General features: G+C 69.1%; 28 protein-coding genes and 1 pseudogene. 9 read left to right on the top strand and 20 right to left on the bottom strand.

The window, feature by feature from the left end:
* The first annotated feature begins 112 nt into the window (after positions 1-112).
* Positions 113-370: a hypothetical protein gene (locus AC07CM_RS47730; RefSeq protein ID WP_478882850.1), complete on the top strand. Its 258-nt coding sequence runs from the start codon at positions 113-115 to the stop codon at positions 368-370.
* Between the two features lie 138 nt (positions 371-508).
* On the opposite strand, the gene AC07CM_RS47725 is transcribed toward AC07CM_RS47730, so the two are convergent.
* The 3 genes from AC07CM_RS47725 to AC07CM_RS47715 all read right to left on the bottom strand — a co-directional run bounded on the left by AC07CM_RS47725 (position 509) and on the right by AC07CM_RS47715 (position 2966).
* A complete protein-coding gene (locus tag AC07CM_RS47725; RefSeq protein WP_478882849.1) occupies positions 509-1045 on the bottom strand; it encodes a hypothetical protein in 537 nt (178 codons plus the stop codon).
* A gap of 611 nt (positions 1046-1656) precedes the next feature.
* Positions 1657-2625 (bottom strand): endonuclease/exonuclease/phosphatase family protein, encoded by a 969-nt coding sequence (locus tag AC07CM_RS47720; RefSeq protein WP_478882848.1) that lies wholly within the window; start codon positions 2623-2625, stop codon positions 1657-1659.
* 113 nt (positions 2626-2738) lie between these two features.
* On the bottom strand, positions 2739-2966 hold the full coding sequence (locus AC07CM_RS47715; protein ID WP_478882847.1) for a hypothetical protein: 228 nt from the start codon (positions 2964-2966) through the stop codon (positions 2739-2741).
* A 787-nt stretch (positions 2967-3753) separates the two neighbouring features.
* On the opposite strand from AC07CM_RS47715, the gene efeU reads away from it, so the two are divergent.
* Together efeU and AC07CM_RS47705 are read left to right on the top strand one after the other, a co-directional pair.
* Entirely contained in the window at positions 3754-4590 is an 837-nt protein-coding gene (efeU, locus tag AC07CM_RS47710; protein ID WP_478882846.1) for an iron uptake transporter permease EfeU, read from the top strand.
* Positions 4591-4644: 54 nt separating this feature from the next.
* Entirely contained in the window at positions 4645-5355 is a 711-nt protein-coding gene (locus AC07CM_RS47705) for a cupredoxin domain-containing protein (protein WP_478882845.1), read from the top strand.
* An 896-nt stretch (positions 5356-6251) separates the two neighbouring features.
* Here AC07CM_RS47705 and AC07CM_RS47700 read toward each other — a convergent pair.
* From AC07CM_RS47700 to AC07CM_RS47690, 3 genes are all read right to left on the bottom strand, one after another.
* Positions 6252-6740: a hypothetical protein gene (locus AC07CM_RS47700; protein ID WP_478882844.1), complete on the bottom strand. Its 489-nt coding sequence runs from the start codon at positions 6738-6740 to the stop codon at positions 6252-6254.
* Positions 6741-7230: 490 nt separating this feature from the next.
* Positions 7231-7443: a hypothetical protein gene (locus tag AC07CM_RS47695; RefSeq protein WP_478882843.1), complete on the bottom strand. Its 213-nt coding sequence runs from the start codon at positions 7441-7443 to the stop codon at positions 7231-7233.
* Between the two features lie 372 nt (positions 7444-7815).
* Positions 7816-7980, bottom strand: a complete 165-nt coding sequence (locus AC07CM_RS47690; RefSeq protein WP_478882842.1) for a hypothetical protein — start codon at positions 7978-7980, stop codon at positions 7816-7818.
* Between the two features lie 768 nt (positions 7981-8748).
* Between AC07CM_RS47690 and AC07CM_RS47685 the strand changes: the two genes are divergently transcribed.
* Both AC07CM_RS47685 and AC07CM_RS47680 read left to right on the top strand, forming a co-directional pair.
* Positions 8749-9549 carry a hypothetical protein gene (locus tag AC07CM_RS47685; RefSeq protein WP_478882841.1) on the top strand — a complete coding sequence of 267 codons (801 nt, stop codon included), beginning with the start codon at positions 8749-8751 and terminating at the stop codon, positions 9547-9549.
* Positions 9550-9750: 201 nt separating this feature from the next.
* On the top strand, positions 9751-10086 hold the full coding sequence (locus AC07CM_RS47680) for a hypothetical protein (RefSeq protein WP_478882840.1): 336 nt from the start codon (positions 9751-9753) through the stop codon (positions 10084-10086).
* Here AC07CM_RS47680 and AC07CM_RS47675 read toward each other — a convergent pair.
* Positions 10051-10191 (bottom strand): three-helix bundle dimerization domain-containing protein, encoded by a 141-nt coding sequence (locus tag AC07CM_RS47675; RefSeq protein WP_478882853.1) that lies wholly within the window; start codon positions 10189-10191, stop codon positions 10051-10053. The genes AC07CM_RS47680 and AC07CM_RS47675 overlap by 36 nt on opposite strands.
* A gap of 308 nt (positions 10192-10499) precedes the next feature.
* On the opposite strand from AC07CM_RS47675, the gene AC07CM_RS47670 reads away from it, so the two are divergent.
* The 4 genes from AC07CM_RS47670 to AC07CM_RS47655 all read left to right on the top strand — a co-directional run bounded on the left by AC07CM_RS47670 (position 10500) and on the right by AC07CM_RS47655 (position 12603).
* Positions 10500-10811 (top strand): hypothetical protein, encoded by a 312-nt coding sequence (locus AC07CM_RS47670; RefSeq protein WP_478882839.1) that lies wholly within the window; start codon positions 10500-10502, stop codon positions 10809-10811.
* Between the two features lie 33 nt (positions 10812-10844).
* Complete coding sequence (locus AC07CM_RS47665) at positions 10845-11525, top strand: GntR family transcriptional regulator (protein WP_478882838.1); 681 nt, start codon at positions 10845-10847, stop codon at positions 11523-11525.
* Positions 11526-11973: 448 nt separating this feature from the next.
* Complete coding sequence (locus AC07CM_RS47660) at positions 11974-12369, top strand: luciferase domain-containing protein (protein WP_478882837.1); 396 nt, start codon at positions 11974-11976, stop codon at positions 12367-12369.
* 27 nt (positions 12370-12396) lie between these two features.
* The gene (locus tag AC07CM_RS47655) at positions 12397-12603 is read left to right on the top strand and encodes a three-helix bundle dimerization domain-containing protein (protein WP_478882836.1); all 207 of its coding nucleotides are present in this window, start codon (positions 12397-12399) and stop codon (positions 12601-12603) included.
* 598 nt (positions 12604-13201) lie between these two features.
* Here AC07CM_RS47655 and AC07CM_RS47650 read toward each other — a convergent pair.
* The 13 genes and pseudogenes from AC07CM_RS47650 to AC07CM_RS47590 form a co-directional block, all read right to left on the bottom strand.
* On the bottom strand, positions 13202-13378 hold the full coding sequence (locus tag AC07CM_RS47650; protein WP_478882835.1) for a hypothetical protein: 177 nt from the start codon (positions 13376-13378) through the stop codon (positions 13202-13204).
* Positions 13371-13658: a hypothetical protein gene (locus AC07CM_RS47645; RefSeq protein ID WP_478882834.1), complete on the bottom strand. Its 288-nt coding sequence runs from the start codon at positions 13656-13658 to the stop codon at positions 13371-13373. The genes AC07CM_RS47650 and AC07CM_RS47645 overlap by 8 nt, the downstream gene beginning before the upstream one ends.
* A gap of 399 nt (positions 13659-14057) precedes the next feature.
* Positions 14058-15383, bottom strand: a complete 1326-nt coding sequence (locus AC07CM_RS47640) for an ABC transporter substrate-binding protein (protein WP_478882833.1) — start codon at positions 15381-15383, stop codon at positions 14058-14060.
* A 140-nt stretch (positions 15384-15523) separates the two neighbouring features.
* A pseudogene (locus AC07CM_RS47635) lies at positions 15524-15805 on the bottom strand (transposase); the annotation flags it as partial.
* 308 nt (positions 15806-16113) lie between these two features.
* On the bottom strand, positions 16114-16764 hold the full coding sequence (gene cas6e / locus AC07CM_RS47630; protein WP_478882832.1) for a type I-E CRISPR-associated protein Cas6/Cse3/CasE: 651 nt from the start codon (positions 16762-16764) through the stop codon (positions 16114-16116).
* Positions 16761-17564, bottom strand: a complete 804-nt coding sequence (cas5e, locus tag AC07CM_RS47625) for a type I-E CRISPR-associated protein Cas5/CasD (protein ID WP_478882831.1) — start codon at positions 17562-17564, stop codon at positions 16761-16763. The genes cas6e and cas5e overlap by 4 nt, the downstream gene beginning before the upstream one ends.
* Complete coding sequence (gene cas7e / locus AC07CM_RS47620; protein WP_478882830.1) at positions 17561-18688, bottom strand: type I-E CRISPR-associated protein Cas7/Cse4/CasC; 1128 nt, start codon at positions 18686-18688, stop codon at positions 17561-17563. The genes cas5e and cas7e overlap by 4 nt, the downstream gene beginning before the upstream one ends.
* Complete coding sequence (casB, locus tag AC07CM_RS47615; protein ID WP_478882829.1) at positions 18685-19311, bottom strand: type I-E CRISPR-associated protein Cse2/CasB; 627 nt, start codon at positions 19309-19311, stop codon at positions 18685-18687. The genes cas7e and casB overlap by 4 nt, the downstream gene beginning before the upstream one ends.
* 74 nt (positions 19312-19385) lie before the next feature.
* A complete protein-coding gene (gene casA / locus AC07CM_RS47610; RefSeq protein WP_478882828.1) occupies positions 19386-20981 on the bottom strand; it encodes a type I-E CRISPR-associated protein Cse1/CasA in 1596 nt (531 codons plus the stop codon).
* A 420-nt stretch (positions 20982-21401) separates the two neighbouring features.
* Entirely contained in the window at positions 21402-21638 is a 237-nt protein-coding gene (locus tag AC07CM_RS47605; RefSeq protein WP_478882852.1) for a hypothetical protein, read from the bottom strand.
* A 470-nt stretch (positions 21639-22108) separates the two neighbouring features.
* Positions 22109-22417 (bottom strand): hypothetical protein, encoded by a 309-nt coding sequence (locus tag AC07CM_RS47600; protein WP_478882827.1) that lies wholly within the window; start codon positions 22415-22417, stop codon positions 22109-22111.
* 545 nt (positions 22418-22962) lie between these two features.
* Complete coding sequence (gene lexA, locus AC07CM_RS47595) at positions 22963-23691, bottom strand: transcriptional repressor LexA (RefSeq protein WP_478882851.1); 729 nt, start codon at positions 23689-23691, stop codon at positions 22963-22965.
* 249 nt (positions 23692-23940) lie between these two features.
* Entirely contained in the window at positions 23941-24732 is a 792-nt protein-coding gene (locus AC07CM_RS47590; RefSeq protein ID WP_478882826.1) for an SAM-dependent methyltransferase, read from the bottom strand.
* Positions 24733-25182: the final 450 nt, after the last annotated feature.

Below are 25182 nucleotides of genomic sequence, written 5' to 3'. Positions count from 1 at the left end.
GCCACATGAAGCTGACTCCGCGCCCCGACTCAGACAAGGTCCACGACACAGACACACTGGTCACAGCGGAGGAAAGGTTCGGTGGCCCTAGATAAGAGCGCCCCGCGACTTCGTGGACGTCCGCGCCGCGGCCCGCGATCACACGATCGCGGATCTGGAGATGCTCGGGAAGCGACACGGCCGTGGCCAGTTCCGCCTGGACGATCTCCGCGACCGCCTGGGGACCGCTCAGTGGATCGACGATGCCGAGTTCGAGGCGTACGGCCTGTCTGCAGACCAGATCTCGGAACTGCGGCAGTGGGCCCAGGAATGGGTCAGCGGCCTCGAGCAGCGACTGAGCACGGGCATGGACGACGACCTCGACGCCTGACGGGAACCTGTTGCCCAGGCGTTGCTTCCGGTCTGACGGGCCGGAATGGTGGGCGGCCGCATGACCCCGACACAGCAAACGCGCGCCAGCCGCGTGCCACAGGGCGCTGGTCCGGTGCTCGCGCGAAGAAGTGGCGCGTCAGCCTTGGTCTGACCTGGACAGAGCCTCGGTGATCAAGCGGGTGGCGAAGTCGTGGTCGCCGGAAATCCGGTTGATGCGCTCCGCGAGCAGGACGGCCGTGGCTTCCAGGGGATTCATCTCGGCTGCGGTCCAGCGTCCGTACTGCGCGCGCCACAAATTGGGGCTCAGGCCCGTGCCTGCGGCGACGAGCAGGCCGGCCATGGTGGGGATGACTTCGGGACGGAAGGTCTTGGGCATCATGCGCATCGTGGCCACGAGGGTGGGCACCAGGTACTCGATGACGTCCTTGTCGTGGTCCTCGCAGGCCGTCCGCAGCCACTCCATGAACATGTAAATGAGCGTGCACGCGCCGTCCAGCAGCGCATCGACTCCCGTAGGGCCCAAGGATGCAGCGAACTGGTCAACCATCTGCTGCTGTTCGGGGTCAGTCTCAGTCTTGCTGTCGTAGACGGCTTTGAGTCGAGAGTCGATCATCATGAGCGCTGCGCCCACATCACCGACGGGAGCGTGCTTAGGGTCGCAGGGCGATGACACAGGACTCCTCCTCATGCGACCGCAGCGGGCAGCGCGGCATGTCCGACGGTAGACCGCCGATCGGACGGGGGTCCGGCGAATCCCGATGTCCCATGAGTCTCTCATCGCCCGCTGACACCAACAGGCGACAGACGCAGCAAGCGCGCCGGCCTGCCGACCGACGTTGCTGCCTTCCCCGTAGCCGTCGCCACCCACGGCCGTTCAGTGCTGAAGAGGGTCACGCTGTGCCTGGCCGCGGCACCGCCTGGGGCATTACCAGGCGCGGCCGGCCCGCTCTGTCGGCAAGCCGGGCGCGGCGGCTGGAGAAGGGAAACCACCAGCGCCACATGGTCACCTCGGACTGCAGGCCCGTCGTGTTCCAGGCTGCAGAGCCGCGTCCACATTTCCGGGCCCGCCGAAGACTCGGCCCGCCAGTGCACCGACTCCATAGCCCGCCTTGCCCACCTCCTGTACCCGCGCCACACCGCTGTCTACGCGGGCCGGCACAAGTAGCGCCCACAACGATGAGGCGGCGGCGCAAGCCGGAACGAGTCTGCTCCTGAGCCTTACATGCACACCCTGCGATAAGCGCGATGCCCGTTCGGCCATGAGGCGGCGTCTCCGGTGCTCACCTAGAAGTTGAACGTGGCGACCACGGGCGAGTGGTCGGACGGCTTGTCGTGCGGCCCGGCTGGCTGCGTGGCCACGACGGTCGGCAGCTTGTTGGTTGCGGTGTGGACCTCCTCGAACTTCCCCAGCAGGGAGTGGCTGATGAGGATGTGGTCGATGAGTTCGCGCTGGCCTTCGAAGATGCGGGAGTAACCGCCCTGTTCCAGGATGTGTGGGGCCAGGTTCCACAGCCGTTTGGCGTCGCCTTGGTCGGGGTGGTCGAAGCCTCCGGTGCCGATTTGCGAGCCGGGCGGGCCGTAGAAGATCTGGGTGGTGGCGGCCTGCCAGTCGTCGTTGAAGTCCCCCAGCACCATCACGTCGCGGTTCATGCCGTCGCCTTGGAGAAGTTCGTCAGCCAGGTCGCGCATGGTAACGGCTTCGGCGCCGCGGCGGAAAAGGGCGTAGGCGGCGTAGCGGGCACGCAGGCCTTCGTCATGGGTACTGTGCTGGTTCCCGGGGAAGGTCAGCAGCTTCGACTTGAGGTGGCAGACAGCCACTTGGAGGCTTTGTCCGGGGGCCGGCTCTACCCGTACGGCCAGGCCGCCGCGGCCCATCTCCCCGATGGTGGTGCCGTCGTCCTCAACTTGGACCGGGCCCAGATGGGCGGGGAAGTTAATGCGTTGCTGAATGTCGAGCAGCGGCCAGCGGCTGATGATGCCGACCCGGATACCGCGGGGGTCGGGGTGGTCCGAGACGGCGATGTGCCAGGTTCCCGGCAACTTGGCCACCAAGTCGTCCAGAGCTGCCTGGCTGCCGACCTCCTGCACACCGAGCAGGTCCGGCCCCATCTCGTTGATCACACCGGCCAGGGCGTCAACTTTGGCCTCGTAGACAGCGTCGTCCTTGGCCGCGCACCGGGTGGCGGAGGGTGGGCTGCCTGGCGGCAGAGGCCGACAGAAGTTCTCAAGATTCCAGGTCCCGATGATGCTCACTGCGGCTCCCGTCCTCATCGACCAAGTTGCGGCCAGTGTTTCCCTCACAACCGACGCAGCCCAGCCCCGGCCAGGAACGCGCCCGCACATTCACCCATCCGGGGGAGGAAGGTTCAGGCACTCCGAGTAGCCCCCAAGGGCACCACCGCCGGCCCCGGCCCCACGCCATCGATGTAGGCATCGCGGCGCAGCAGGCCGGTGACCGGGACGCGCTTCGTCGCGGCGAGGCGCCGGTGCAGCCTGATGGCGCGCACGGTCCAGCCGGTCAGCGGCACGACAGCGGTGGTCAGTAAGAGGGTCCGCTGCCACATCTGGGCCCGAATGCGCAGGAGGGAGGGCATACTGAGGTTCTCCGTCTCGATCTCGCGGGATGGGTGGGCCCGGGACAGCCGTGAGCCGGGCAAAAGCGCGCGGCTGTCCCAGGGCGCAGAGCACGGTCGTTCGTGCTACGCGGCCAGCCGGTGTGCTTCCGGAGCCGGCGCGGCGACGTAACTTCCGGGGTCGGCCGGAGTGCCGTCGTGGCACTCCACCTAGCTGCCCAGGGTGCGTAGCCGCAGACAGTGGTGAGATCGGCGGCGGCAACGCCTACAGGTTCGCCGTGCTGCCATTGCCCGGTCCAAGGCCCATTCCGAGCAAGCGTCGGCACCCTCTTGGGCCAAGCCAGATCGATGCTGTAGAGCCAGGCCCGGGTCGGACGGATGCACGCCTGATCGGGTGTGCGGGAGGTGTCGAGTCTGCTGCTGAGCATCGCCGACCGCACCGCCGATCAGCGCGGGCGTGCGGCCTCGCAGCCGAGCTGTGCGCCCGCCATCGCAGGAGGTCTCTCCGGCGCCCCGCATGCAGGCGCCAGCCCCGGACACGGCCCCGGTCGCGACGCTCGATGCGCAGAAGGTCCGGGCGACGGCGCTGCGGTGCACGTGGGCCCTGAGCGACCCGAGCAACTGGTTCCTGCCCGACACGTCCGCTGAGGTCCTGGCCGTGGCCCTCAGCGCCCCCCCAGCTAAAGCAAGGGGCCTGGCTCAAGAAGAGGTGATCAATCGCCCCCCGGCGCGATCGAAGTGGGATGCCACCGAGATCTGACGTACAGAAACTTGATAGGTAAGGCTTACCTCATCTATCGTCCGCGCCGTGTTCGCCAACTACCTCATCGGCCTGCGCGAGGGGCTCGAAGCGTCCCTCGTCGTCGGCATCCTGGTCGCCTACCTGGTCAAGAGCGGCCGCCGTGACCGGCTGCCGCCCATCTGGGCCGGCGTGCTGAGTGCCGTGGCCCTCAGCCTCGCCTTCGGCGCGGTGCTCACCTTCACCTCCTCCCGCATGTCCTTCGAGGCCCAGGAAGCCTTCGGCGGGACGCTGTCCATCGTCGCGGTGGGCTTCGTCACCTGGATGATCTTCTGGATGCGGCGCACCGCCAGGCACCTCAGGGCCGAGCTGCACGGCAGGCTCGACGCGGCCCTCGCGATGGGCACCCTGGCCCTGGTCCTCACCGCGTTCATCGCGGTCGGCCGGGAAGGCCTGGAGACCGCCCTGTTCATCTGGACCGCCGTACAGGCCACCGGCCAGAGCACCACCCCGGTCGTCGGCGCCGGCCTCGGCCTGGCCAGCGCCGTCGTGCTGGGCTACCTCTTCTACCGCGGCGCGGTGAAGATCAACCTGGCCACGTTCTTCACCTGGACCGGCGCGGCCCTGGTCGTCGTCGCCGCCGGGGTCTTCTCCTACGGCGTCCACGACCTGCAGGAAGCGGGCGTGCTGTCCGGCCTGAACGACCTCGCCTTCGACGTCTCCACCGCGGTCCCGCCCAGCAGCTGGTACGGCACCCTGCTCAAGGGCACCGTGAACTTCAGCCCGGCCTCCACCTGGTACGAGACCGCCGCCTGGCTGGCCTACATCCTGCCGGTGATGACCCTGTTCTTCCTCCCCAGCCGGGCCCGAACCCCGCAACCGGCCGCCGCTCCGGCCGACCGCTGACCCCCCACTGCAGCACCCGTTCCCCCATCACCCCCGCCCACCGGAGATTCACCCATGCGCACGTCCCGCACGCTCCCCGTCCTCGGCGCCGCCCTGCTCGCCCTTCCCCTCCTGGCCGCCTGCGGCAGCAAGAGCGCAACCGACTCCGCAAGCGGCAACGTCGCCATCACTGCCACCGACACCGCCTGCAAGGTCGCCAAGACCGAACTGAAGGCGGGCGAGACCACCTTCGCGGTCACCAACAAGGGCGACAAGGCCACCGAGGTGTACGTCTACGGCGAGCACGACGGCGCCTACACCCACGTCGTCACCGAGGTCGAGAACATCGGACCCGGCACCTCCCGGGACATGGAGGTCAAACTCGACGGCGGCACCTACGAAGTCGCCTGCAAGCCCGGCCAGAGCGGCGACGGCATCCGGCAGAAGATCACCGTCGAGGGAGCCGAGGCGAAGGACGAAACCGAGGGCGCCTACGACCGCGAGGTAGAGACCGAGGCCAAGGAACACAAGCTCGAAGGACTCGACACCTTCACCGCCAAGGCCGGCGAGAAGATCAAGTTCAAGCTGGAGAACGAGGACACCACCGAGCACGAGCTGGAGATCTTCGGCCCCGACGGCAAGGAGGTCGGCGAGGTGGCCCCGGTCAAGCCCGGCACCACCGCAGAGGCCGTCATCACCCTGGCCAAGCCCGGCACCTACACCTACAAGTGCGGCATCGGCGACCACGCCGACAAGGGCATGAAGGGCACCTTCACCGTCAACTGACACGCTCCGCATTCCGCCCCGACCAGCAGATGACGGCGTCCTTCCACGGACGTCGCCATCACCGATGGCAAGCAGCTGCCCCAGGCGCCTCGCGGAAACGACAAGCCCGGGCTGTCGGCGGCGGGTGAATCGTTCGGCCGTCGCCGAGACGGGCCCTGCGGGCATGACAGCCGCAGACCAAGAGGAAGTCACGCCAGTGGCCAGACCACAGTTCCATCGCGCACCGCCGACCTTAGGAGAGTTGCGCGGAGGCCTGGTTCGCCAGTCCTCGAAGTCCCACAGGCCATCCGCAGTTGCCTCGCGCCAGTTCTTGCCACGGCCCCACCAGCCCCACAGAAAGTCGAAGAACACGCAGCAATCGCCGGTGTAATTCCGTTTCGTCTCCTGCTCGAGACAGGAGAACGAGTCCCGAGCGGCACACGTACAGGCTCAGGACCTCATCGATCCGGTAGTCCGGCGACAGCAGAATCGGATCACCCGGGTGAGTCCCAGACCGCTCTTCACGGTCCGCCAGGTCCTTCCGGCCCGCCAGGCTCGGTATTCGATCAGTACGCCAACGGAAGCGGGCAGTGCTCCGGCACGCGAAGCAGAACTATCGCTGGCACAGGCACTGGGCGCCTGGCCACTGGCCGGGGCATCGTCCGAGGAACGGCGCGAGCAACTGGAGGACATCGACCCGGCGTGGTGCCTGGCCTGGTCGGTGGAATGGCAGCGATGCTTCCACCTCGTCAGGCGGCATCTCGAGGCCGGCGGCGCTGCCCACCGTGCCACCACGCCGTACGCGGCGACCAGGACGACCTCAGCCACCATCGACCGCCTGCCGAGTCGGGTGCCGCGGATTCCCGGAAAGCTTCGAGCGTCGGCTGGCCGTGAGGCGGCGCTGGCGTCGATGTCGTCTACCGCGACATCACACGGCAGTCGTACACCGCCGCCGCCAGCTCCTTCATTGCGGTCACCGCGGCTTCGGCATCCCGGCCCCCGTCGATGGCCTCCAGCGCCTCGGCCGCCGACAGACGCACCTGCCGCGGCAGTTCGTCACAGGCGGACAGCCGGTAGGCGATGGTGCGGCGGGCCTGCTGCTCCTCCTCATCCACTGAGCCAGCGATGAGAGGGAAAACTGCGGCCTTGTACAGCGCGATGCCCATCATCACGGCATCAGCAGTAGCTTCCGCAAAGACACGGTCCTCTGCCGCACGCGCGGACGCAGTCAGACGCCGATAGCAGATGGCCAGGGCGCCGCCCGAGACCAGGATGGCCACGACCGCCCCGGCCTCAGCCCACCAGATGCCGCCCCAGGCAAAGCCGATGAAGGCTCCGCCGAGCGTCCAGCACACGACCAACGAAGCTGCGACAACGTACACGCGGGCTGGGATACGGAACGCCATGGCCAGAAGTATGCCTATATCCCCAACCACCCCGCTTCGCGGTCCACATGACAAGGCCGCACTGTCCTCCGCTTGCCAAGCCGCTGCCGTCAGCCAGCCGCCCGCCGCTTCGCATTGCCGCACGGCCCAGTCGCTGCACAGGCTGTTCGCGGGTCGCATGAACTGGGCGCGGCAGCCGGGCGCGGGAGAACCAGGTGCGGGGCAGGCCCCCGTATCCAACAGCCCCAGAGATCGTTGAGCATGTTGCCACGTGTAGGCGTATCCGTCCCCTTGCGGATACACGAACACGATGAGGGCCCGAGCATTTTGACTGGCTCGGGCCCTCATCCGTGCCCGCCCGCACCTACCTCACCAAACGTGGTCGGATCTGCCGTCGACGCCGGCACCCGCCATGGTCGGGGTTGGCACAGTCGCCCAAGGTGGGTCGGCTCGTGGCCGGGGCCGACCACCAAGGCGACCGCGGGTTACCCGCGCCCCGTGCAGAGCGGCGTCAGGCGGCGCTCCGCTGGTGGGCCAGGCCGCGCCACTCGATCCACCGGTCATCGTCCAGGATGCTGTCGGGATCTTGGATCCCTGCGCCTTCGAGGAACACCACCAGGTCGTGATCGCTGTGAGCGGTCCCGAGGATCTCGTCCTTGCCGCAAATGTTCATGGTGACGGTCCGACCGCCCGTGCGGGAAGGCTGCTGCACGATGATCGACACTGCGCTCACACTGCTCAGCCTGCGCTGGCCAAGCCCGCAGGGCGAGCGAGCCTGGCCGCCGAGAACGGCGGGCCCCCGCATGGTGTGGATGGAGAGCCGAGGAGTCTCGGGCTGCGGGGGTGGCGGCAGCGGGCTGCTCACTGTGGGGCCGGGACGACGCCTTCCGATGACGCTACCGGGCCGGATCTGGTGCCGCTGCCCACCGGTCGTCGGTGAACCCCCGGCCCGCAGTCCGCGCACACCGGCCGCCGTGCCTCCCATGCCGCGACTTCCTGCTCTGCGCGGCGCAGCGGGCGGCCTTTCGGCGGCGGGCGAGGCCGGCCGGCGTCCCGGCGGGGGTTGCCGATCGCGTCCAGCAGCGGCTGGCGGCCTTCACGGCCGAAGCCCCAGAACGCGGGCCCAGCCGGGCCCGTGCTCACGCAGCAGCTCCAGACTGGTCGCCACGATCGGGATGCAGCCGTCGTAGGAATGGAATCCATCCTCGCGATGCCACTGCCCTTCCCAATGGGGGCGGGTGAGTTCGGCGACCTTCTGCATCTGGTTCCTGGCGTTGCGCCTGCCGTTCCCATCCAGGGGAAAGCCACAGTTCAGCGGCGCGTGAGGCGGACAAGCGGCAGCACCACGTAAACCTGTTTGTTCTGGAGCTCCAAAACAAACCGCGCTGCACGACCGCCGAGCCGCAGGGTGCGTACACCGTTCCCCTGGCGCGGCCTGGTCGTGTCATGGACGCCTGGAGCTGCTGCCTCAGAACTGTGGCAGCAGCGAGACCGGTCAGCAGGTTCTCACCGAGTCGTATGCAGCAGCTGTGCATAGATCTCGCCTGGGGCATCGCAGATCTGCGTCGACAGCGTCGACGCGGTGTGAGCCACGACACACAACCGTGAGGCTTCCGATCAAACCGGGCGGAGGCGTACGTTCCGTTTACCCCGCGTCGGCGCGCCCCAAAGCGCCGGGCCCGCCGGTCCTAGCTAGGCGGCGGGCCCCGCGGGGGCCAAACGCCAGGCCGATTCGTGCCTGGGAGGGCGTCCCGCGCGTGACCGTGCAGCACGCGCCCTCAAGAGCAGGGGTGCTGGGGCCACGGCAGCGGCCGGGCTTGAACGATCAGAGTTGTACTGACACCCACCCCCTGTGGCCGTCCGACGGCGGGACCCGGACGGCACGAAGCCCCAGCCGATCGGGGAACGGCTGGGGCCTTCAAACCCTCTAGGATCAACCCCACCCCCTGCCGACGCGGCCGGCACGCACCGAGCAGCTACAGGCGCTCGCCGACCTCGGACTCCAATGGACTGCAGGGGAGGAAGCGACGTGACCGGCGTGAACACCGAGCAGTGGAACGCGTATGGGGAAGAGCTGGCCCGGATCAGCCAGCACCAGGGCGACGCGATCACCGCGCGCGGCCTGGTGTTCGACGCGCTCGCCCAGGCCGGGACCTCCCCCGCCCGCGCGGATGAGATCGTGTCGCAGCTGGAAGCCGGGGCCGTGGCCGGGGCACACACCCGGGTGGTCGAGAGCAGCGCCCCAAACGGATCCGAGCAGGCCTTCGAGGACGGGTGGCTCGAGGGCGTGCGGGCGGTGTCGAGCCTGCTGCTGAGCATCGCCGACACAACCGCCGCCCAAAGCGGGCGCGCCGCCTCCCACGCCCAGCTGCGCGCCCGCCTCCAGCAGCAAGTGTCCCCGGCACCCCGCAGCCATGCGCCGCCCCTGGCCCCGGCCGAAGTGCTCGATGCGGAGAAGGTCCGGGCGGCGGTGCTGCGGTGCATATGGGCCCTGAGCGACCCCAGCACCTGGTTCCTGCCCGACGCGTCGGCCGAGGTCCTGGCCGTGGCCCTCAGCGCTGTACGCGAGGACGAGCGGGCCGGGTACGCACAGCGCCTGGAAGCCTTCGCCGAACAGCACCGCGAACGCCTGGAGGAGATGCTGCGCGCGTACGGGCCGGGTAGTACACCCGCCGGACACGGCCGGTATGCCCTGGTCGGCCAGCCCGAGAGCCTGATCATCTGCGAACGTCTGGAGACCGCCCCGCTCCTGCTGCACGGACTGTGGGAGGACGTCCTGCTGGACGACCTCGCCTTCGCCTGGGGAGCACGCCACCACCCCAGGCGGTGAGGCTGCCGGCACCCGGGGGGTGGGGTGCCTCTTCCCGGGCCAGGCATGCCAAGCGGTGCCCTTGGTTCGCCCAAGGCCCGTGGTCGCGGTCTGCAGGATGTGACAACCTGAGGCAAACCGAGCCCCAGAGGAAGTGCTGCCGTGAGCGAAACTGCTGAGGCCCCGCGATCGGAGACCCCCCAACGCTGTCAGATTGACTGCGTGCGCGTGGGCGAGCCAGAGCGGCGGCAGGCCGAGTTCCGGCTGACGGTGACCAACTACTCGGACGCGGTGGTGGGGCGTTGGGCAATATCGTTCACCCTGCCCTCCGGTACGCACGCCTACGGGGAAGGCACCGAGTTCGACATCTGCCCTGAGATTTCCGCCGCGAGCGGGCATCCGGCTCTGTTCGAGGTGGAGTGTCTGGGAGATACCTACGTGTGTGCAGCCACATGGGAACTTGCGCCCGGCGCACAGGCCATGGTCCATGTCACGGTCCACGACCCGAACTGCCTGTCCCTCTCATCCGGGCCGCACGGGCTGAGCGTTCTCTCCTGAGGCAACCAGCAGGACGCGGGCATGCCGCTCGACGAAGATCGGCACGACGTCACGGATCCGACAATCGCCAAGCCTGTCCTCGGCAGCCCTGACCGCAGTATCGATCTAGGCCCCCACCCACTGATCAAAAAGCGCTCCTGGACAAGCTGTCCGAGATCGGGATGCGGTGGTCGTGATGGGCATCGTCGTCGCCGCGGCCGCCGCGCTCGCGGCCGGCTAACTGCTCGGGCGACTGCGCCCGTTGCGGCGTGCGGGTGACTGGGCGGCCGACCAGGTCCGCTTCACCGGGGCGTGGGTCCGGGGCGCACCGGGCATCAGGCCGTCGTCGTCCTGTTCCGCGCCGTCACTCGCGCCGCCCACCAGCCGGCACACCATGCGCGCCCGGCCACCCGGACAGACAAGGGAGGCACAGCATGAACACCGGGCAGCACGACGCGGACGCGTACGGCCAGCAGGCGGCGCTGGACGCGAAGGAGGTCCTGGCAGCGGCGCAGTGGTGTACGTGGGCCCTGGCCGACCCGGGCGACTTCCTCATCCCCGAGGCATCGGACGAAATCCGCTCTGGGCGATGTGGGCCACTGAGGTGCCCGGGCGGTGCAGGCGGCGCGGAGTTTCGCCGCGTGGAAGCCGTACGGCGTCTGCCGTCGCTCCTGCCGCGCAACGCGGGTGGCTCGCTCGCCCCTGGGGTAAACGGTGCGGCAGTTCATCTGCTGGGCTGTAGTTGAGCGGTATCGGAGTGTGTCGCTACGGTTCCCGTTATGGCGGCACTGGACGGACTTATGGTCCATAGCACGACGACGGCTCAGCAGGTGGCGGACGGCCTTGCGGAGCGTATCTTCGCGGGGGCCTTCCGTCCTGGCGAGCGCTTGCGAAAGAGCGCCATCGCGGCCGAACTGGGCATCGCACGCAACACCGTCCGTGAGGCGGTGCATCTTCTGCATCTGGGCGGGCTGGTCCGCTTCGAGATGAACCGCGGTGCTGTGGTCATCTCCCCGACCCTGAAGACGGTGGGCGAGGTGTATGCGGCGCAAGAGCACCTGGAGCGTGCGGCGCTGGCCGTCCCCCTGGCCGGCGACAAGCTCGCCGGCGTGGAAGCAGCCTTCGCGGACTTCACCGCGGTGGCCGCATCACGGGACCGGGCGCGCATCGTGGCCGCCGAACTGGCCTTCCACGCGGCGATCGTCGCAACGTTGGGAAGCAGCAGGATGGATGACCTCTCTACGGTGCTGGCCAGGGAACTGCGTTTCTACCTCATGGTGCTGTCCGCTCATGAGCGGGAGTCCGAGTATGCGGGCAGGGTGCTTGCCGAGCATGAACCCCTGATGGACGCCCTGCGAGCTGGCGACAGCGAGCGCGCCCAGGAGGAGGCGAGCCGCCACATCGCCGCGAATGCCGGCCGGGTGCAGAAGGTACTGGCCGCCCGTAGCGGTGCGGCCTGAGATCCACACCCTCCGACATCACGACTCCAAGGGCCCGGACGGCGGGGGGCCAAGGGGAAGACCACCGTCGGGACGCCATGCACCCGGCGCGGATCGGCCGCAAGATCCATCAGCAGTCCGGCTACGACCGCTCCGTGGGAGACCTTCCTGGCACTGACCGCCCAGGAGAGCACCCATTGATCGAACGGAAGTCTTTCCACTCAGCACTCCCTCGCGATCGCGTGAACACAAGTCGGGCCGGGCCCCGGAGGGCTCTCACGAGACTCAGCACTCATCCCGTGGACAGCAACTGGAGCGGGGTCAAAGCGGGTTACGAAAGACCCAGCTCCTGACTGGTGCGCGGTGTTGCGAAGGGCTCGCAACGGCATCAAATTCTCCGGCACTGCGAATCGGTAACAAATACCCCACGCGCTGGTGACTGTGCGGTGAGCTGGCCAGGATGGGCGGCATGTCGCTCGCCGCACATGCCTTCACTCAACTGGCGACCTGGCCCGACCTCGCCGAGGTGGAGCCGGGCTGCGGCACCGGCCGGGCACTCGGATCGGCCCACGGCGAGATCGTCCACTTCCACTCCGACCGGAATCTTGACCTGTACCTCACGGCACGGGCCATCCGCCGGCTCAGGGAGCACCTCACGGACGCCGGCGCGGTCCGTGTGGTGCCCGGCTCACCATGGGTGACGCTGCGCCTCGAGGTCGCCACGGACATCGACCTTCTGATGACCCTGGTCAGCCTCGCTCTCCGCGCTCACCAGGCGTACCCGGCTCCCGGTGACGCTCCGCGAACCGCGTGCAATGCTCATCACGTCGGGGTGCTTCCGAGCAAGAACCTCAGCGGAGGCTGAGAAGCACTCCTTTGGGCAGGTGGCACCATGGCTGGCAAAGTACGCGAAGACGAGGCCATCCTCGGGGTCACGGAACGCCTGAAGAGCGCCTTCGCCTCGACGCACAGCCCGGCCGAGGTCGAAACGGCCGTAGCCAAAGCCCACGCCTACTTCACCGGCCGGCCCGTCCGCGACTTCATTCCCGTGCTGGTCGAACGCAGGGCACGGGCCATCCTGAACGAACCATCCAGCTGACGAAGGAAGACAGGACGGCCGCACAAGACCGTGCGCTGCGGACACGCGTCCCGTCCACGACGGCGTGACCCGTGCGAATGGCCGCGAGCTGCGCGGGGCGGCCCGTCATGGTCCGAATCCTGTGCGCCCGTCGCATCCGACGGTGGTCAGGCCTCGGGCACGAGGGGGGCTGCCCTGCCCGGGGCCGCGCGCGGCGCCGCCGACGCGCGCGAGCACAACGGCCGGCGTCCGATCCCCCGAAGCGCTCCCCACGCCCTGCCCGCTTCCCTCCCCCCTCCTTCTTCCAGGCCGGGGCGGTCGTGGGGTGCTCTGAGGGAGATGTCAGCACCCCTACCACGCTCCGGCAGGGCCCTGACCAGGGATGGCGGGAACGCCCGCCGACAGGCTGGGCAACATCTGCCGCAACGGCGAGCGGGCGGCACCCTGTGGTGGGTGCCGCCCGTGGGTGGCGAGGTCGGCGGGACGGCCGAGGCCTCGCTGTCGGTAGAGCCGGACGCGGGTGAGGACGATGTGCGGCGGGTCGGCGTCGGCAACGATGACGTACTCGGCGATGCCGAGCGAGCCGTCCTGGCCCGAGCGGCATGCGCCGCTGCTCGGGTCACTTCGCCGACGCGGTGCTGCCGGGCACGCCGCGGGTTTCGTTGATCACGACCGTGGCGGCGACGATCGCGCCGAACGCGTCGCCGGGCAGGGCCTTGTACATGAGGAGTTCGGTGACCTCCTCCGGCAGCAGGCACGGCAGGCCCTGCGGTTCCTCGTTGTAGGGCTCACTCAACGGGCAGGCCCGCCTCCTGGCGGCGGACGAGATCGGCGACTGCCGTCGTCGGCAGCGTCCCGTCCAACGCGGCCGCGGTGAGCCGGTCTCCGGCCGGGTCGGTGTCGAGCATCGCCTCGCACCACCACCGCCGCAGCACGCCCTCCGCTTCCTCGGGCGCAGCGGCCAGCAGCTCGCGGTAGAACTCCATCCGGCGCTCGCCGGTCAGCGCGGCCGCGATGCCATCGGCGTTGCGTGGCACCCGCTCCGGGTCGTGCGGGTGAATCGGTTGTGCGGTCATCGCGGCGCCCCTCTCGGTCTGCTCCGAGTCTGCCCTGTCCCCCGCTCGCAGTCACGCCCAGCCCCCGACCGGGCCGGGCGGCGGCTATCTTGTGCGGCACGGGGCCGGGCGTGCCCGGCCCGGCCCCGCGGACAGCGCCGCCAGTGGGAGTCAGTGCCGGTAGGCGGTGGCGAGGTGGTCGCCGCGTCTCCGGGCGTAGAGGGGATGTCGGCCTCCCGACCACGGCCGGGCCAACGTGGTGGCCTTCACGGGCAGGCGCGGCAGAGGGGTGCGGGCGGTTGTCGGCGGGGGTACCGGCCTGGGCCACGGAGCCGTGTGCGCAGGTTCGAATCCTGCCCCGGGGGCGCTCGCCCACTCACGTCCTTTGAGTGACTCGCCGGAGAACGTGCCGACGGGGTGTCACTGCACGTCGGCGTCGTCCAGCGTCTGCGTCATGTCGGTGGTGCCGTCGAGGCCGCCGACACCTTTGCGGACCGCGACCAACTGGCCGTTCTGGACGACCTGCAGGGTCACGTCGGCGTTGACCATGCGAGGGAAGCCGACGGCGGCCAGCCGGCTGGAGTAGCTCCAGTGCAGGGTCGGGGTGAGCCCGCCGGTGGAGACCCGCAGGCCGTCGTCGAGGGTGTGCCGCACGGAGTCGGCGGTCACGTCGCCGGTGCCGATCTTGTCCAGGACGGCCTTCAGTACGGTGTAGGCGATCCAGGTGGTCTGCACTCCGGCGTCCACGGGGTCGATGCGGGTGTCGCCGAAGGCCTCCTCATTGATCACCTTCTTCATCGCCTCCCACCGTGCGTCCGACGCGGGCGGATACCAGCCGGTGATGTACGCCCCCTCGTACGGCCCGTCCGCCCCGCCCGTCGCGTTGATCACGCTCTGGTCGACGCTGCCCAGCACGGTGGCGAGCCGCACCGAGGGGAAGTTCTGGCGGGCGCGCCGGAAGGAGTCCACGAAGGTGTCGGTGCGGTCCCCGAGCGCGGGGACCACACAGCCCTTCTTCGTGATGTCCTTGCTGGCGTAGCGCAGCGCCTGGTCGGCCTGGTCGCCGTACTCGGTGGCGTCGTCCTCGGCGAGCTGGTCGCCCGCGTTCGCGTGCCTGCCCGCCTTCAGCCCGGCGTCGAGCAGGGCGGGCAGCTGGTCGCCGGCGATGCTGTCGGGGCGGACCAGGGAGATGTTGCCGCAGGCGGTCGCGAGGGCCTTGCCGAGACCGGCGAGCAGGGCCGGCTGCCCGCCGTTGACCGGGTAGGACATCTGGCCGGTGAACTCGTCGTTGGTGACGCCGTAGCCGCCTATGTAGGCGATGCCCGCGCTCTCCAGCGGGGCGGAGTAGGAGTCGGTGAACTGGCTGTAGGAGCCGACGACCGCGACCACGTTTTCCTCGGCCGCGTACCGGGCGCACTTGGCGGCACCCACGCTGTCGTTGTGGTCGTTGCAGGTCAGCACCTGCAGCTTGCGGCCGCCCACGCCGCCGTGCGCGTTGACCCACTTGGCGTAGGCGAGGGCCATCGCGGGCATGCCCGGTTTGTTGGTGGCGTCGGTGTCCTGCGGTGCCCAGGTCATGACCTTGACCGGGCCGCCCCCGGCGTCCAGCGTGACACCGGGAACGACCCCGCATCCGGCGGTGAGCGACGCACACAGGACCACGGCCCCTGCGGTCAGGGCGCTGGCTCTGCCGGGCCGGAACGGCGGATGAGGGAAAGCACTGAAAGGGCGTCGCCTGCCGATCATGTGCACCCACGATTCCCTCGTACAACTAACCGGCAAGTGCCTCTGAGTCAACGAGGGGTGACATCAGGTGAATTACAGGGGCCTGTGGGGCTGATGGGAAACCTGCGGAGCAGGGCTGCGGCACTGTCACCGGGAACGGGTGGAGCAGCTGTCTGCCATCGGTGTCGCTGGACTGACGCAGTCCATAAATCCCTCGCGGCGTGGACACTGACCGCGGCCTGGCAGTGGGCACGTTTGCCCAGCGCTCGTTCAGTCAGCGGCGGCATCCGTTCGCAGATGCGCTGCTGCACCGGTGCGGGATCCCCGGTGAGCTGGTTCACGAACTGCTGCAGGTTCTGCTCGTTGCCATCTGGCAGCCTCGAGGCCATGGCCTGAAAGACTTGCGGCGGCTATCCAGCATCAGTTTCGCGCAGGTAGCAATCGCGCCAGCCGGGGTCGCCTCCCAGGGACGGCAACCTCGAGGCGCCGCGCCGGGTTCGGCTCATGTCGCGACCTGTTGCTCGAGCCAGCGGGTGGTGAGGATGCCCGCGTAGGCATGGATGCCGCCCGCTCCGAGCAGACGACGCTGGTGCCGTGGCGGGCGGGGGTCGTTTAGGGCCGGGGTGGTGATGGAGACGGCCGGGCCGAGGAGCAGGCAGGACAGGGCGGCGGTGGGGATGTAGACGAGGTCGGTGCGGTGTTCGTCGAGGGCGGCGAGGCGTCTGCGTGTCGCCGCCCTGTCGTGGCGTGCTCAGGTGGTTGTCGTGGGTGCGAGGCTGAGCAGTCCCGCGCCGTATGGTTTGGCGCGTCCGATGCCGTGGATGACGGCGTCTTGGAGGGCGTCGGGGTCGGTGACCGTGGCGGTGCCGTCGTAGCGGAGCAGGGTGTGCCGCATGTGGGGGGTGTCTTGGCCGCGGGGGCGGGCCGGCTCGATGTTGGTGGGGGTCAGGATGTGGAGGTCGAGGCCGGCTTGGGCGGCTCGCCGGAGCCACCACTGGTCGGCGTCGGGGCCCCAGAGCGGCACGATCCGTCCTCGCTTGCCTTTCTCTTCCAGGGAGAGTCGCTCGCGTTTGGTGGGGTTGAGGACGATGCGGTAGCGGACGCCGAGTCCTTTGCGTAGGGCGGTGAGCATCGGGGTGAGGCTCTTGACGTCGGCTTGGCCGTATCCGGTGGGCAAGCGTGCTGGGTTGAGCGTGGTGGCTTGGACGAGGAGGGTGCTGGAGGTGTCGGTCTCGTCCAGGCGGTACAGCAGTCCGGCCTGGTGGCGGGGGGTGTCGCCGAGGCCGTTGGGGACCATCCGCATGACGGTGCGGTGCATCTGGGTGGGGTCGTGCAGGTCGCGCTGCACGTCGCGGCTGTGGGGGTTGAGGCGGATGCGTGCGATCACCGGGTGGTCGGTCATGCGCTGTCCTCGAGGTGGGCGTAGTCGATCAGGCGCTGTATCAGGGTTTGTGGGGGTCCTGCGAGAAAGCGGGGTACCGGTTGCACGGTGCGGTGGAGGCGGCGGCCGGTGTGGCGGCGGGCGTGCTGGGCGAAGCATGCCGGCACGTCGTTCACGTCGTTCACGTCGATGACGCCGGCCGGTACAGGTGGTCCGGGACTGCTGGGGGGTGGTGGCTGTTCCAGGAGGAATTCCACGGCGATCGTCCCGGTGTCCTGGCTGTCGCTGTCGTGTGCTGGTGGTGTGGTGAGGCTGAGCGGTACGCGGGTGCGGAGTTCTTCCTCGGGGTTGTCGACGTGGCGGCGCAGGAGGAACGGTTCGTCGGGGACGCAGGAGCGGCGGCCCAGGTAGGGCGCCCAGTGCGGGCGGCACAGGGCCGCTGCGAGGCGCTCGATGGTCTCGTCGGCTGCGGTGACGGCGACGACGAACACCGCGTCGGACAGGTAGTGGCGGCGGGTGATGACGGCGGCGTCTTTGTTGCTGCCGCCGCTGGTGGCGGCGGTGCGGTCTTTGGGGAATCCGCCGCCGGCGGTGTGGTAGTCGACGAGGCGGACGCCCGGCCGGTCCACGCGCACGGTGAGCCGCAGGTCCTGGTAGCGGTCCAGGCCTGCCTCGCCGCGGCCGATTCCCTCGGCCGCGGCGAACATGCCGATCAGTGCGGAGCGGGTCGGGAAGGGGGCGGTGTCCCGCACCGGGGTGAACACGGACCGTTCGCCCCAGGACTGCAGGGGGCCGGCCAGGCGTAGCAGGAGCCCGCTCACTGCTGGTCCTCCACGGCGGGCACGGCGGCCTCGACGGCGCCGTCGATCAGCTGGTCGAAGGAGTCGTGGGCAGGGCCGAGCCCGGTGTACTTCTCGGCGGGGTTGATGAGGGTGTGGCCGTGGAAGCGGCGATGCCGGTTGCCGGTGAGGCGGTTGATGTTGCCGGCGTAAGCGTTAAGGGCCTGGCGGGAGGGCTGGGAGAAGCCGCCGTGCTGGTCGCCGGTGACGGGGGTCTCGAAGGCTGCGGCCAGGGAAAGCGGCCGGTGTTCACGCACGGCGAGGTAGGCCAAATCCGGGACGGTGTGCGGGGCGGTGCTGTTCTTTTTGGCCTGCGGGAGGGAGAGCAGGAAGTGCTCGGCGAAGGAGATGAGTACGGTCCGGGCGGCCTTGACGTCGCCTTCCAGGTTCTTCAGCAGGTCGGCGACGTTGACGGTCGCGTAGCGGTAGAAGACGCCGGCGCTGAACTCGGCGGTGTCGAGGTGACCGCTGCCGGTGGCGGCCTCGTCCAGCCAGTCGTCGACGGCGGTGAAGTAGTCGCGCTGCGGCTCGGCGGCGTGCGTGGTGAACGCGTGGGCGACCTGGGCCGCCCCGTCGACGTTCGCGCCGGGGAGCTCGGCGAGCATGCGGCCCAGCAGGCTGATGGAGGCGGTGCGCTGCTTGAGGATTGCCTCGATCTTCTCGGGCGGCAGTACCTGGCCGGGCTTCTTCGTGCCCTGGGCCGCCTGAAGGGCCAGACGGTGCTCGGCGCACACGGCGGCCAATTCGTCGATGGCTGCCTCCGGCAGGAACAGCAGCACCGAGGTGTGGCCGGCCGATTCCGTGCCGATGCCCTTCTTCCCGGCGCTCGCGGCGACCTGCACTCCGGCGAACGCAGCCAGCTCGGTGGGCCAGCCGGCGTACTCGAGAGTGTGCTGCACCTTCGCCGGCACCAGGCGGGTGCGGGCGGCCCTCTCCCCGAGATCCTGCTCGACGCCGAGCCGGATGACCCGCTTCCAGGACTGGCTGGAGACCCGGATGCGGGAAGCGTTGCCGTAGCGCACCTGCTTGGGGGATCCGAGGTCGTCACGGTTGAGGTTGGCGGCGGGCACCGACTGCAGGACGCTCAGGTCCAGGTAGACGGTCATCGGTCATACTCCTCGACAGCATCACGGTGGGCGGGATCGGTTGTGCCGCCGGCGGTGCGGAAGTAGCTCTCGAGCCAGCGGCTGGCGATGCGGTCGCGGCTGCGGTTCCACCAGGCGAGGTCCTCCAGGAGGACCGCCCAGTCGACTGTGATGTCACCGCCGAGCCGGCGGACGAGGGCGGGCAGGCCCGGGTGGACGGCGTCGCTGCTCTGCCGGGCCATCAGGTGAAGGGCGCTTTCGGCCGAGGACTCCTTGAAAACGCCCTTGGCGACGGCGTGGCCGAGCGAGGCGCCCAGGTTGGACCGCTGGTGCCAGGAGATGGACGCGTTCTGGTCGGACGGGGTGTCGCGGGCCGAGCGGGGACGTGCGGCGATCAGCGAGGCCACCGCGTAGTACGCCCGCCGGACATGGCCATGGTGGTCGTCGTCGTGGTCGCGCAGCCACGGCACCAGGTAACGGTGCATATGGTTGCACCGCTCCACCGGCAGCCCGAGGCCGCGCCGCAAGGCGGCACGGGCCTGCGTGGAGGCGCACACCTGGTGTATGTAGGCGACGAACCGGTCGGAGGTGCGGACGGTCGAGGAGGTCGGCGGGGCGGATGCCGCCGGAACGGAATCGGTCATGAGACATCCCTGATGCGGGGAAAGGGGGAGGGGACGAAGCATCGGCAGAGTCGGCGGGGCGCAGCCGGGCGGGTTCAGTCGGATGCGGAGGGTTGCAGGAGTGTGAGCAGGAGGCCGCGGGCGCGGTGACGGGCACGCGCCACCCGGATGTCCGCACGGTTGGCCTGGCCGATGGCCTCGTCGAGTGCGGTGAGGGCTGCGTCGACGAACGGCTCGTCGACCTGGTCTGTGGTGCGGCCGGGTTCGGTGAACTGCCAGAACTGTTTCTCCGCGGCCGGCCAGTAACGAGTCAGCGCGGCAGAAGCCCACGGGCCGGGCTTACGGGCATCCAGCTTGATCTTGGCTTTCGGGGAGGATTCGGTACTGGTGTCGGTGGCGATCTTCCAGGCGATCCTCGCGGCGAAGTCCAGCCGGTCACCCGTCTGTTCCGCAGCGGCGTGGCAGCGGTTGACGTGATGGGCCATCTCCGGCTCGTTCTCTTCCTGCCACTGCAGGACCTGCCCACTCGTCGCCCGGAACCAGACGTTGTCCTTTTGCTGGCCGTCCTGGTCGAAGCCGTAGGCGCGCACCCGCAGCCGTGGCAGCAGCCACCTGGGCAGGTGCTCGAAAGCAGGAGGGCGCCGGGCGTCGGGACGGCTGTTCTTCAGCAGCAGCGAGTCCAGGTCCCGCCACAGGGCTCGTGACCCGTCGGCCTCCCGCGGCTGGAAGTCCCCGTCCTTGCGCCGGTCGAGGATCTGATACGGGTCACGCACCTTCTGCGGCGGCTCGTGCGTCGACCAAGTGAGGTAGGCATCCGTCACCGTCCGGCCGTCCTCACACGGCACGAGCAGCGCGGCATGACGGAACCGGCCAGTCAGCATCCGGCCCGGCCACGTCAGTGGCGGCAAAGCCTCCACAGGGGCGGGGAGGTCCTCCTCCCACGGGCAGGCATCCTGCCTCTCCCAGTCGACCTCGGCCTGAGGGCCGGGCACAGCCAGCACCAGCGTAATGAACAGGTCCGGCCCCCACGGAAAATAGGAGACGGACTTGCGCAGCGGGGCCGCGTCACCGCTGCCCGCCCGCTCACCGGTGATCCGGCGGGGCGTGCACTGCCCGGACGGCCCGTAGTACAACTGCGCGATCAGATGCCAGGCAGCCTCGGCGGCCGGTACCGGCACGGGCGCGGTGTCGGTGAAATGCCCGAACAGCACCGCCCCGTTGACTCCCGTGGGGCGGCCCAACACGAGCTTGTTCACCCCGGACGGGTTCGGCGCCCCTCTCGCATCCACGCACTCCTCACGCAGCCGCGGATCCTGCAGGAACGGCCGCTCGGGATGGAACAGGTCGAACCGGCCCGCCAGGTCCTCCCGGCCGAAGTAGGCGTCCACCGCCCGCGGATCGAACCGGCCGGCTTTCAGGACACGCTCCCGCAGACAGAACCAGTCGTCGATGTCCTGCGCAACGTCCGGATCGTCGAGCCGCTCCCCGCCATCAGTGGCGATCCTCGCCGCGATCGGCGCCAGTATCCGCATCAAGCCCGCCGCTGCCGGCGGCACCGGGATCTCCACATCCTCGATCTCGTGCGCCCGCTTGAAGAGCCCGCACAAGCCCATGTACGCCGACTCCCCGGTCAGCAGACGCACCGCAATCCACGGCTCGACCCGCAGGTCGAATCGCCCACTCACCGTCATCCCCTCCCACAGCCCTGGTCCCATGACACACCGGCACGGCAAAGCCCCCCAGCAGCCCTGGCTGCGGCGTCGCCCAGGCATTCAAGCAGCCGCCAGCGAACAATACGCCCGGACCTGCAGACTTCCCGGCCAAAGGCGGGCATTTACTCGTATCAGCGGCGCACCAGGCCACAGACTTGGTCCATCCACAGCGTCTTACCGCCGGCCTTCACCGCCTGCGCACTCCCCGCCTCTACACGCGCTGGCGAAGAACACGCAGTTCTCCGAGCATCGGGGGCTGCGTTCGGGCGGGGCGAGGATGTCGGGATCGGCTCTTTGAGCCAGTCGGCGCGGACCGCAAGGGTGCGGCGCTCCTCGTTGTCCCCGTGGACGGCTTCGCCCAGGTCCTGCACGTCGCCCGGGATGGAGATGGTCCCGCCCTCAATTCGGGCAAGAGTGTGGGAGGTGGTGGCCAGAAGGTTCCCGGAATACACCTCGCACCGCTGCTGCGGTGTCTTCGGCGCCCCGCGATCGAGTCGAGCACCACAAGAGGCGGCCCGCTCGCCCAGGCCGGGCGCCCGCGGCCGTCGGGGTAGCCGTGCCGGCCCAGTAATGGTCGTGCCGCCAGCACCGTCCGGCCCGCTGCAGCAGCAAAGACAGCGGAGCAAGGTCGCTGATGAAGATGTCCGCATCAAGATCAAGTGACTGCTCGACGACTCCCCCACACCGACTGATCCGGCGCTTCCCCCTTCCCCTGCATCCTCACCCCCCTCACCACAGCCAGCAGACCACTCCCCACCGACAGCATTACAGCTGTCCCAGCCCGATAAAGTGACAACGTGGCAGCCCCACCCGCCGCGACACAGAACCCCCACCAACGCAAACGACGAGCAACGCCTTACTTGAGCCCCAGGCCAGAAAAGGCCCTCCCCGCCGACGCGGGGGTGTTCCGGCCGTGCGCGAGGCGTGGGCCGAAGGGTTCGAGTTCTCCCCGCCGATGCGGGGGTGTTCCGCGTGGATCCGCGCCCAACGGCCACTCCGAGAAGTCCTCCCCACCGACGTGGGGGTGTTCCGATCGCGCAGTCCTTCTTGGGTGAGGTCGGCCCGCCCTCCCCGCCGACGCGGGGGTGTTCCACTGGGCAGACCCGTCAGTCCTCACCGCGCTCCACGGTGACCATGTAGGCGTTGCCGATGGCCTCCCAGGTCCCGACCACCCGCCAGCCGGCGTCGCGCATCAACTTCTCGGCCTCGTCGCAACCGGCCACGGCGTCACCGCGGGCCTTCACCATGGTCGTGGCGTAGAAGGCGATGGGCTTACTGGCGTCGGTCCCCCACGAACTGTCCTCGCTCGGGTCACCCGCGATCAACTCGTCCTCAAGGACAGTGACGTCCATGAACGGCTGGTCCAGAGCAAAGGGGTCGGTGACGAGCCACGCAGTGAAATGACGGTCGGCCATCGCCGGGTCCCTCCGGTCCAGGTCCGGGGCTCTTCCCCTGACCTGACAACATCACACAGCTTCCCAAATGAGGCACAGGGGTTCGCCGGACCGTCACGCAGGCGGTCAAGTGAACAGGTGCCCTGGCCCTGCTCTGCAGTAGCGGTCTGGCAGTGCTCCAGACATGCGGCGGCGCGCCCCGCCATTCGACCCATCGTGGTCGTCCAGGGACGGCCTCAGGGTCGGCGGGCCCCGCGGCTTGGAGGAACACCACCAGGTGGTAACTGAAAGCGGTACCCGAGATCCTTTCCTGCCCGCGTGTGTGCACCGTGACCCCTCCGGCCACCCGAACGGGACAGATAGTGCACGACGATCGGCGCACGCTCATGTCACCCAGCCTGACCTCTCCCCCGCCCAGCGCAGCCCGTCGGCCGACCGGGCAGGCGCCGCCGTACCGGATACACAGACACCTCAAGGCGATCGTGCGGTCCGGTCGTCCACCGCCGACCCGACACGGCAGAGAGCGCAACGCTTCCCTCACAGGGGGCTCGCGGTGGCAGCGTCTTTCAGAGGCTGCGCATGATGGCAACCACCTTGCCGAGGACGGCCGCGTCATCGCCGGGGATCGGCTCGTAGGCAGGGTTGTGCGGTATCAGCCACGCGCGGCCGTTCTCGCGGCGCAGACGCTTGACCGTGGCCTCGCCGTCCAGGAGGGCCGCGACGATGTCGCCATGGTCGGCGAAGTCCTGGCGGCGGACCGTGACGATGTCGCCGTCGCAGATCGCGGCCTCGATCATGCTGTCGCCCACGACCTTCAGCGCGAACATCTGGCCATCACCCACGAGCCATCGAGGCAGGGACCACACGTCCTCGACAGACTCCTCGGCAAGGATCGGCGTTCCTGCGGCGATCCGACCGACGAGAGGGACCTCGACCGTCTCTAATGCGGCGACGGTCGGCGCGGGAACGTATCCGGTGGCCCTGTGGGACTGAACGCGATAGGCGCGGGGCCGGCGGCGGTCGCGGCACAGGACGCCCTTCTTCTCCAGGGCTTTGAGCTGGTGCGACACAGAGGAGGTGCTGCTGAGCTGGACCGCCTCACCGATCTCACGTATCGACGGCGGATACCCCTGACGGGCGACGGTGTCCTCGATGAAGGCAAGGATGGCCGTCTGACGGTCGGTGAGCCCGTCAGGACCAGTGACGATTCCCCGCGGGCGCCCAGAACGACCTGCGGTTTCGGTATGGGTGACGTGCGCGGATGCTGTCCCTGCGACGGGAAGTCGATCTTGCATGAGGTGGACCGTAGTCCGCGAACCACGCCACAGGGACCGCCGTCTCGGTAACTGGACGTGAAATATGAACTTCCCTGAGTAGCGTTCCACCCCGGCCGCCCCACCCGGTCAGGGCGCCGCACCTCCCGACTGCGGCGACAGTTGAGCAAGGAGCGCTGGCGGCTACCGGGGCGGGCGGCGGATCTGCTGCCTGGGCGGGTCCTTGTACGGGCGTCACAGCACGCGCCTGTGCGCCGCACAAGGTTGACGCTACTGCTTGCGCGCCACGCCGCCGAAGTCGTCCACCTCAGGAGTTGGCTCGCCGGACTGGCCGGGACGCCACTGGGAGACGGAGACGACACCGGGGTCCAGCAGCTCCAGGCCCTCGAAGAACCGGGCGAGTTCCTCCGGGCTCCGGTTGATACGGGGGTTGTCACTCGCCGCGTTCCACTGCTCGATCATCTCGCGCATCTGCTGCGGGTTGACGACCTCGGTGTCATCGCAGAGCACGAGGTAGCTACCGGCGGGCAGAGCATCCACCAGGCGGCCGACGATGTCGTAGACGGTGTCGTCAGTGATATGGGCAGTGATGCCCAGCAATATCAGCGCGACCGGCAGCGTGAAGTCCAGTGTTTCGGCGGCCTGCTCCAAGATGGCCTCGGGATCGCGCAGGTCGGCGTCAATGTAGTCCGTCGCCCCTTCACGCGTGCTGGTGAGCAGCGCCTCGGCGTGAGCCAGGACGACAGGGTCGTGATCGACGTAGACGATCCGGGTCTCGGGGGCCAGCCGCTGGGCAACTTCATGGGTGTTGTTCGCGGTGGGCAGGCCGGTACCCACGTCCAGGAACTGGCGGATGCCGGCCTCGCTGACCAGGTGCTCCACCGCCCGGACGAGAAACGCCCGCTGTGCCACGGCGATGTCGAGGATCTCGGGGTTGGCGCTCGCGATCTGGTCGCCAACCTCCTCGTCGATCTCGTAGTGGTCCTTGCCGCCAAGCCAGTAGTTCCAGATCCGGGCGGAGTGCGGCACGCTGCTGTTGATGACCGGGCGTTCAAGAGGCACGGAGGCTCCCCGAGTTGGCGGATGTCACTCCATAACCTAGACGTGTGAACCATCGAGCGCCCGGTGGATTGGATCTTCGCTGTACCCGTTCCGAGGGGGAGGCCGAGGCTCCCACACACCACCCACAGGACCGGGCGAGCCGCCTTCCTCAAACGGCCACCCTCCCGACGCCCGACGGCCACCGCCGGGCCACCACCACACGCACGCCCGGGGCCTGGGTGGCACCGCCGAGCCGCCGTGTTCACCGCGGGGCGCGGGCGAACACAGCCCGGCCCTACACCCATTCGTGCGCGTACCATTGACTCCTCCCCCTCGTAAACGAGGGGGATTCCTAGCTCACGTGGCCTGACCCCCTGCGGGGGTGCAGGTCTTACACGATCAGCGCTAGCCGGGTACGAGACCAGCCCGGACGAGCATCACGCGGGCGGAGTTCTTGTCTCGCGAGGAGAC

The sequence above is a fragment of the Streptomyces sp. NPDC044061 genome (assembly GCF_056434305.1).
The sequence above is the reverse complement of the archived record's forward strand: the minus strand, read 5'-3'. Positions and strand labels throughout refer to the sequence as shown.

Bases quoted from the DNA above. Each gene is read 5' to 3' on its own strand.
- AC07CM_RS47715 (WP_478882847.1), bottom strand. From the start codon at position 2,966: ATGCCCTCCCTCCTGCGCATTCGGGCCCAGATGTGGCAGCGGACCCTC.
- AC07CM_RS47705 (WP_478882845.1), top strand. From the start codon at position 4,645: ATGCGCACGTCCCGCACGCTCCCCGTCCTCGGCGCCGCCCTGCTCGCC.
- AC07CM_RS47700 (WP_478882844.1), bottom strand. From the start codon at position 6,740: ATGGCGTTCCGTATCCCAGCCCGCGTGTACGTTGTCGCAGCTTCGTTG.
- AC07CM_RS47690 (WP_478882842.1), bottom strand. From the start codon at position 7,980: ATGCAGAAGGTCGCCGAACTCACCCGCCCCCATTGGGAAGGGCAGTGG.
- AC07CM_RS47670 (WP_478882839.1), top strand. From the start codon at position 10,500: ATGAACACCGGGCAGCACGACGCGGACGCGTACGGCCAGCAGGCGGCG.
- AC07CM_RS47665 (WP_478882838.1), top strand. From the start codon at position 10,845: ATGGCGGCACTGGACGGACTTATGGTCCATAGCACGACGACGGCTCAG.
- AC07CM_RS47660 (WP_478882837.1), top strand. From the start codon at position 11,974: ATGTCGCTCGCCGCACATGCCTTCACTCAACTGGCGACCTGGCCCGAC.
- AC07CM_RS47655 (WP_478882836.1), top strand. From the start codon at position 12,397: ATGGCTGGCAAAGTACGCGAAGACGAGGCCATCCTCGGGGTCACGGAA.
- AC07CM_RS47645 (WP_478882834.1), bottom strand. From the start codon at position 13,658: ATGACCGCACAACCGATTCACCCGCACGACCCGGAGCGGGTGCCACGC.
- AC07CM_RS47640 (WP_478882833.1), bottom strand. From the start codon at position 15,383: ATGATCGGCAGGCGACGCCCTTTCAGTGCTTTCCCTCATCCGCCGTTC.
- cas6e (WP_478882832.1), bottom strand. From the start codon at position 16,764: ATGACCGACCACCCGGTGATCGCACGCATCCGCCTCAACCCCCACAGC.
- cas7e (WP_478882830.1), bottom strand. From the start codon at position 18,688: ATGACCGTCTACCTGGACCTGAGCGTCCTGCAGTCGGTGCCCGCCGCC.
- casB (WP_478882829.1), bottom strand. From the start codon at position 19,311: ATGACCGATTCCGTTCCGGCGGCATCCGCCCCGCCGACCTCCTCGACC.
- casA (WP_478882828.1), bottom strand. From the start codon at position 20,981: ATGACGGTGAGTGGGCGATTCGACCTGCGGGTCGAGCCGTGGATTGCG.
- AC07CM_RS47600 (WP_478882827.1), bottom strand. From the start codon at position 22,417: ATGGCCGACCGTCATTTCACTGCGTGGCTCGTCACCGACCCCTTTGCT.
- lexA (WP_478882851.1), bottom strand. From the start codon at position 23,691: ATGCAAGATCGACTTCCCGTCGCAGGGACAGCATCCGCGCACGTCACC.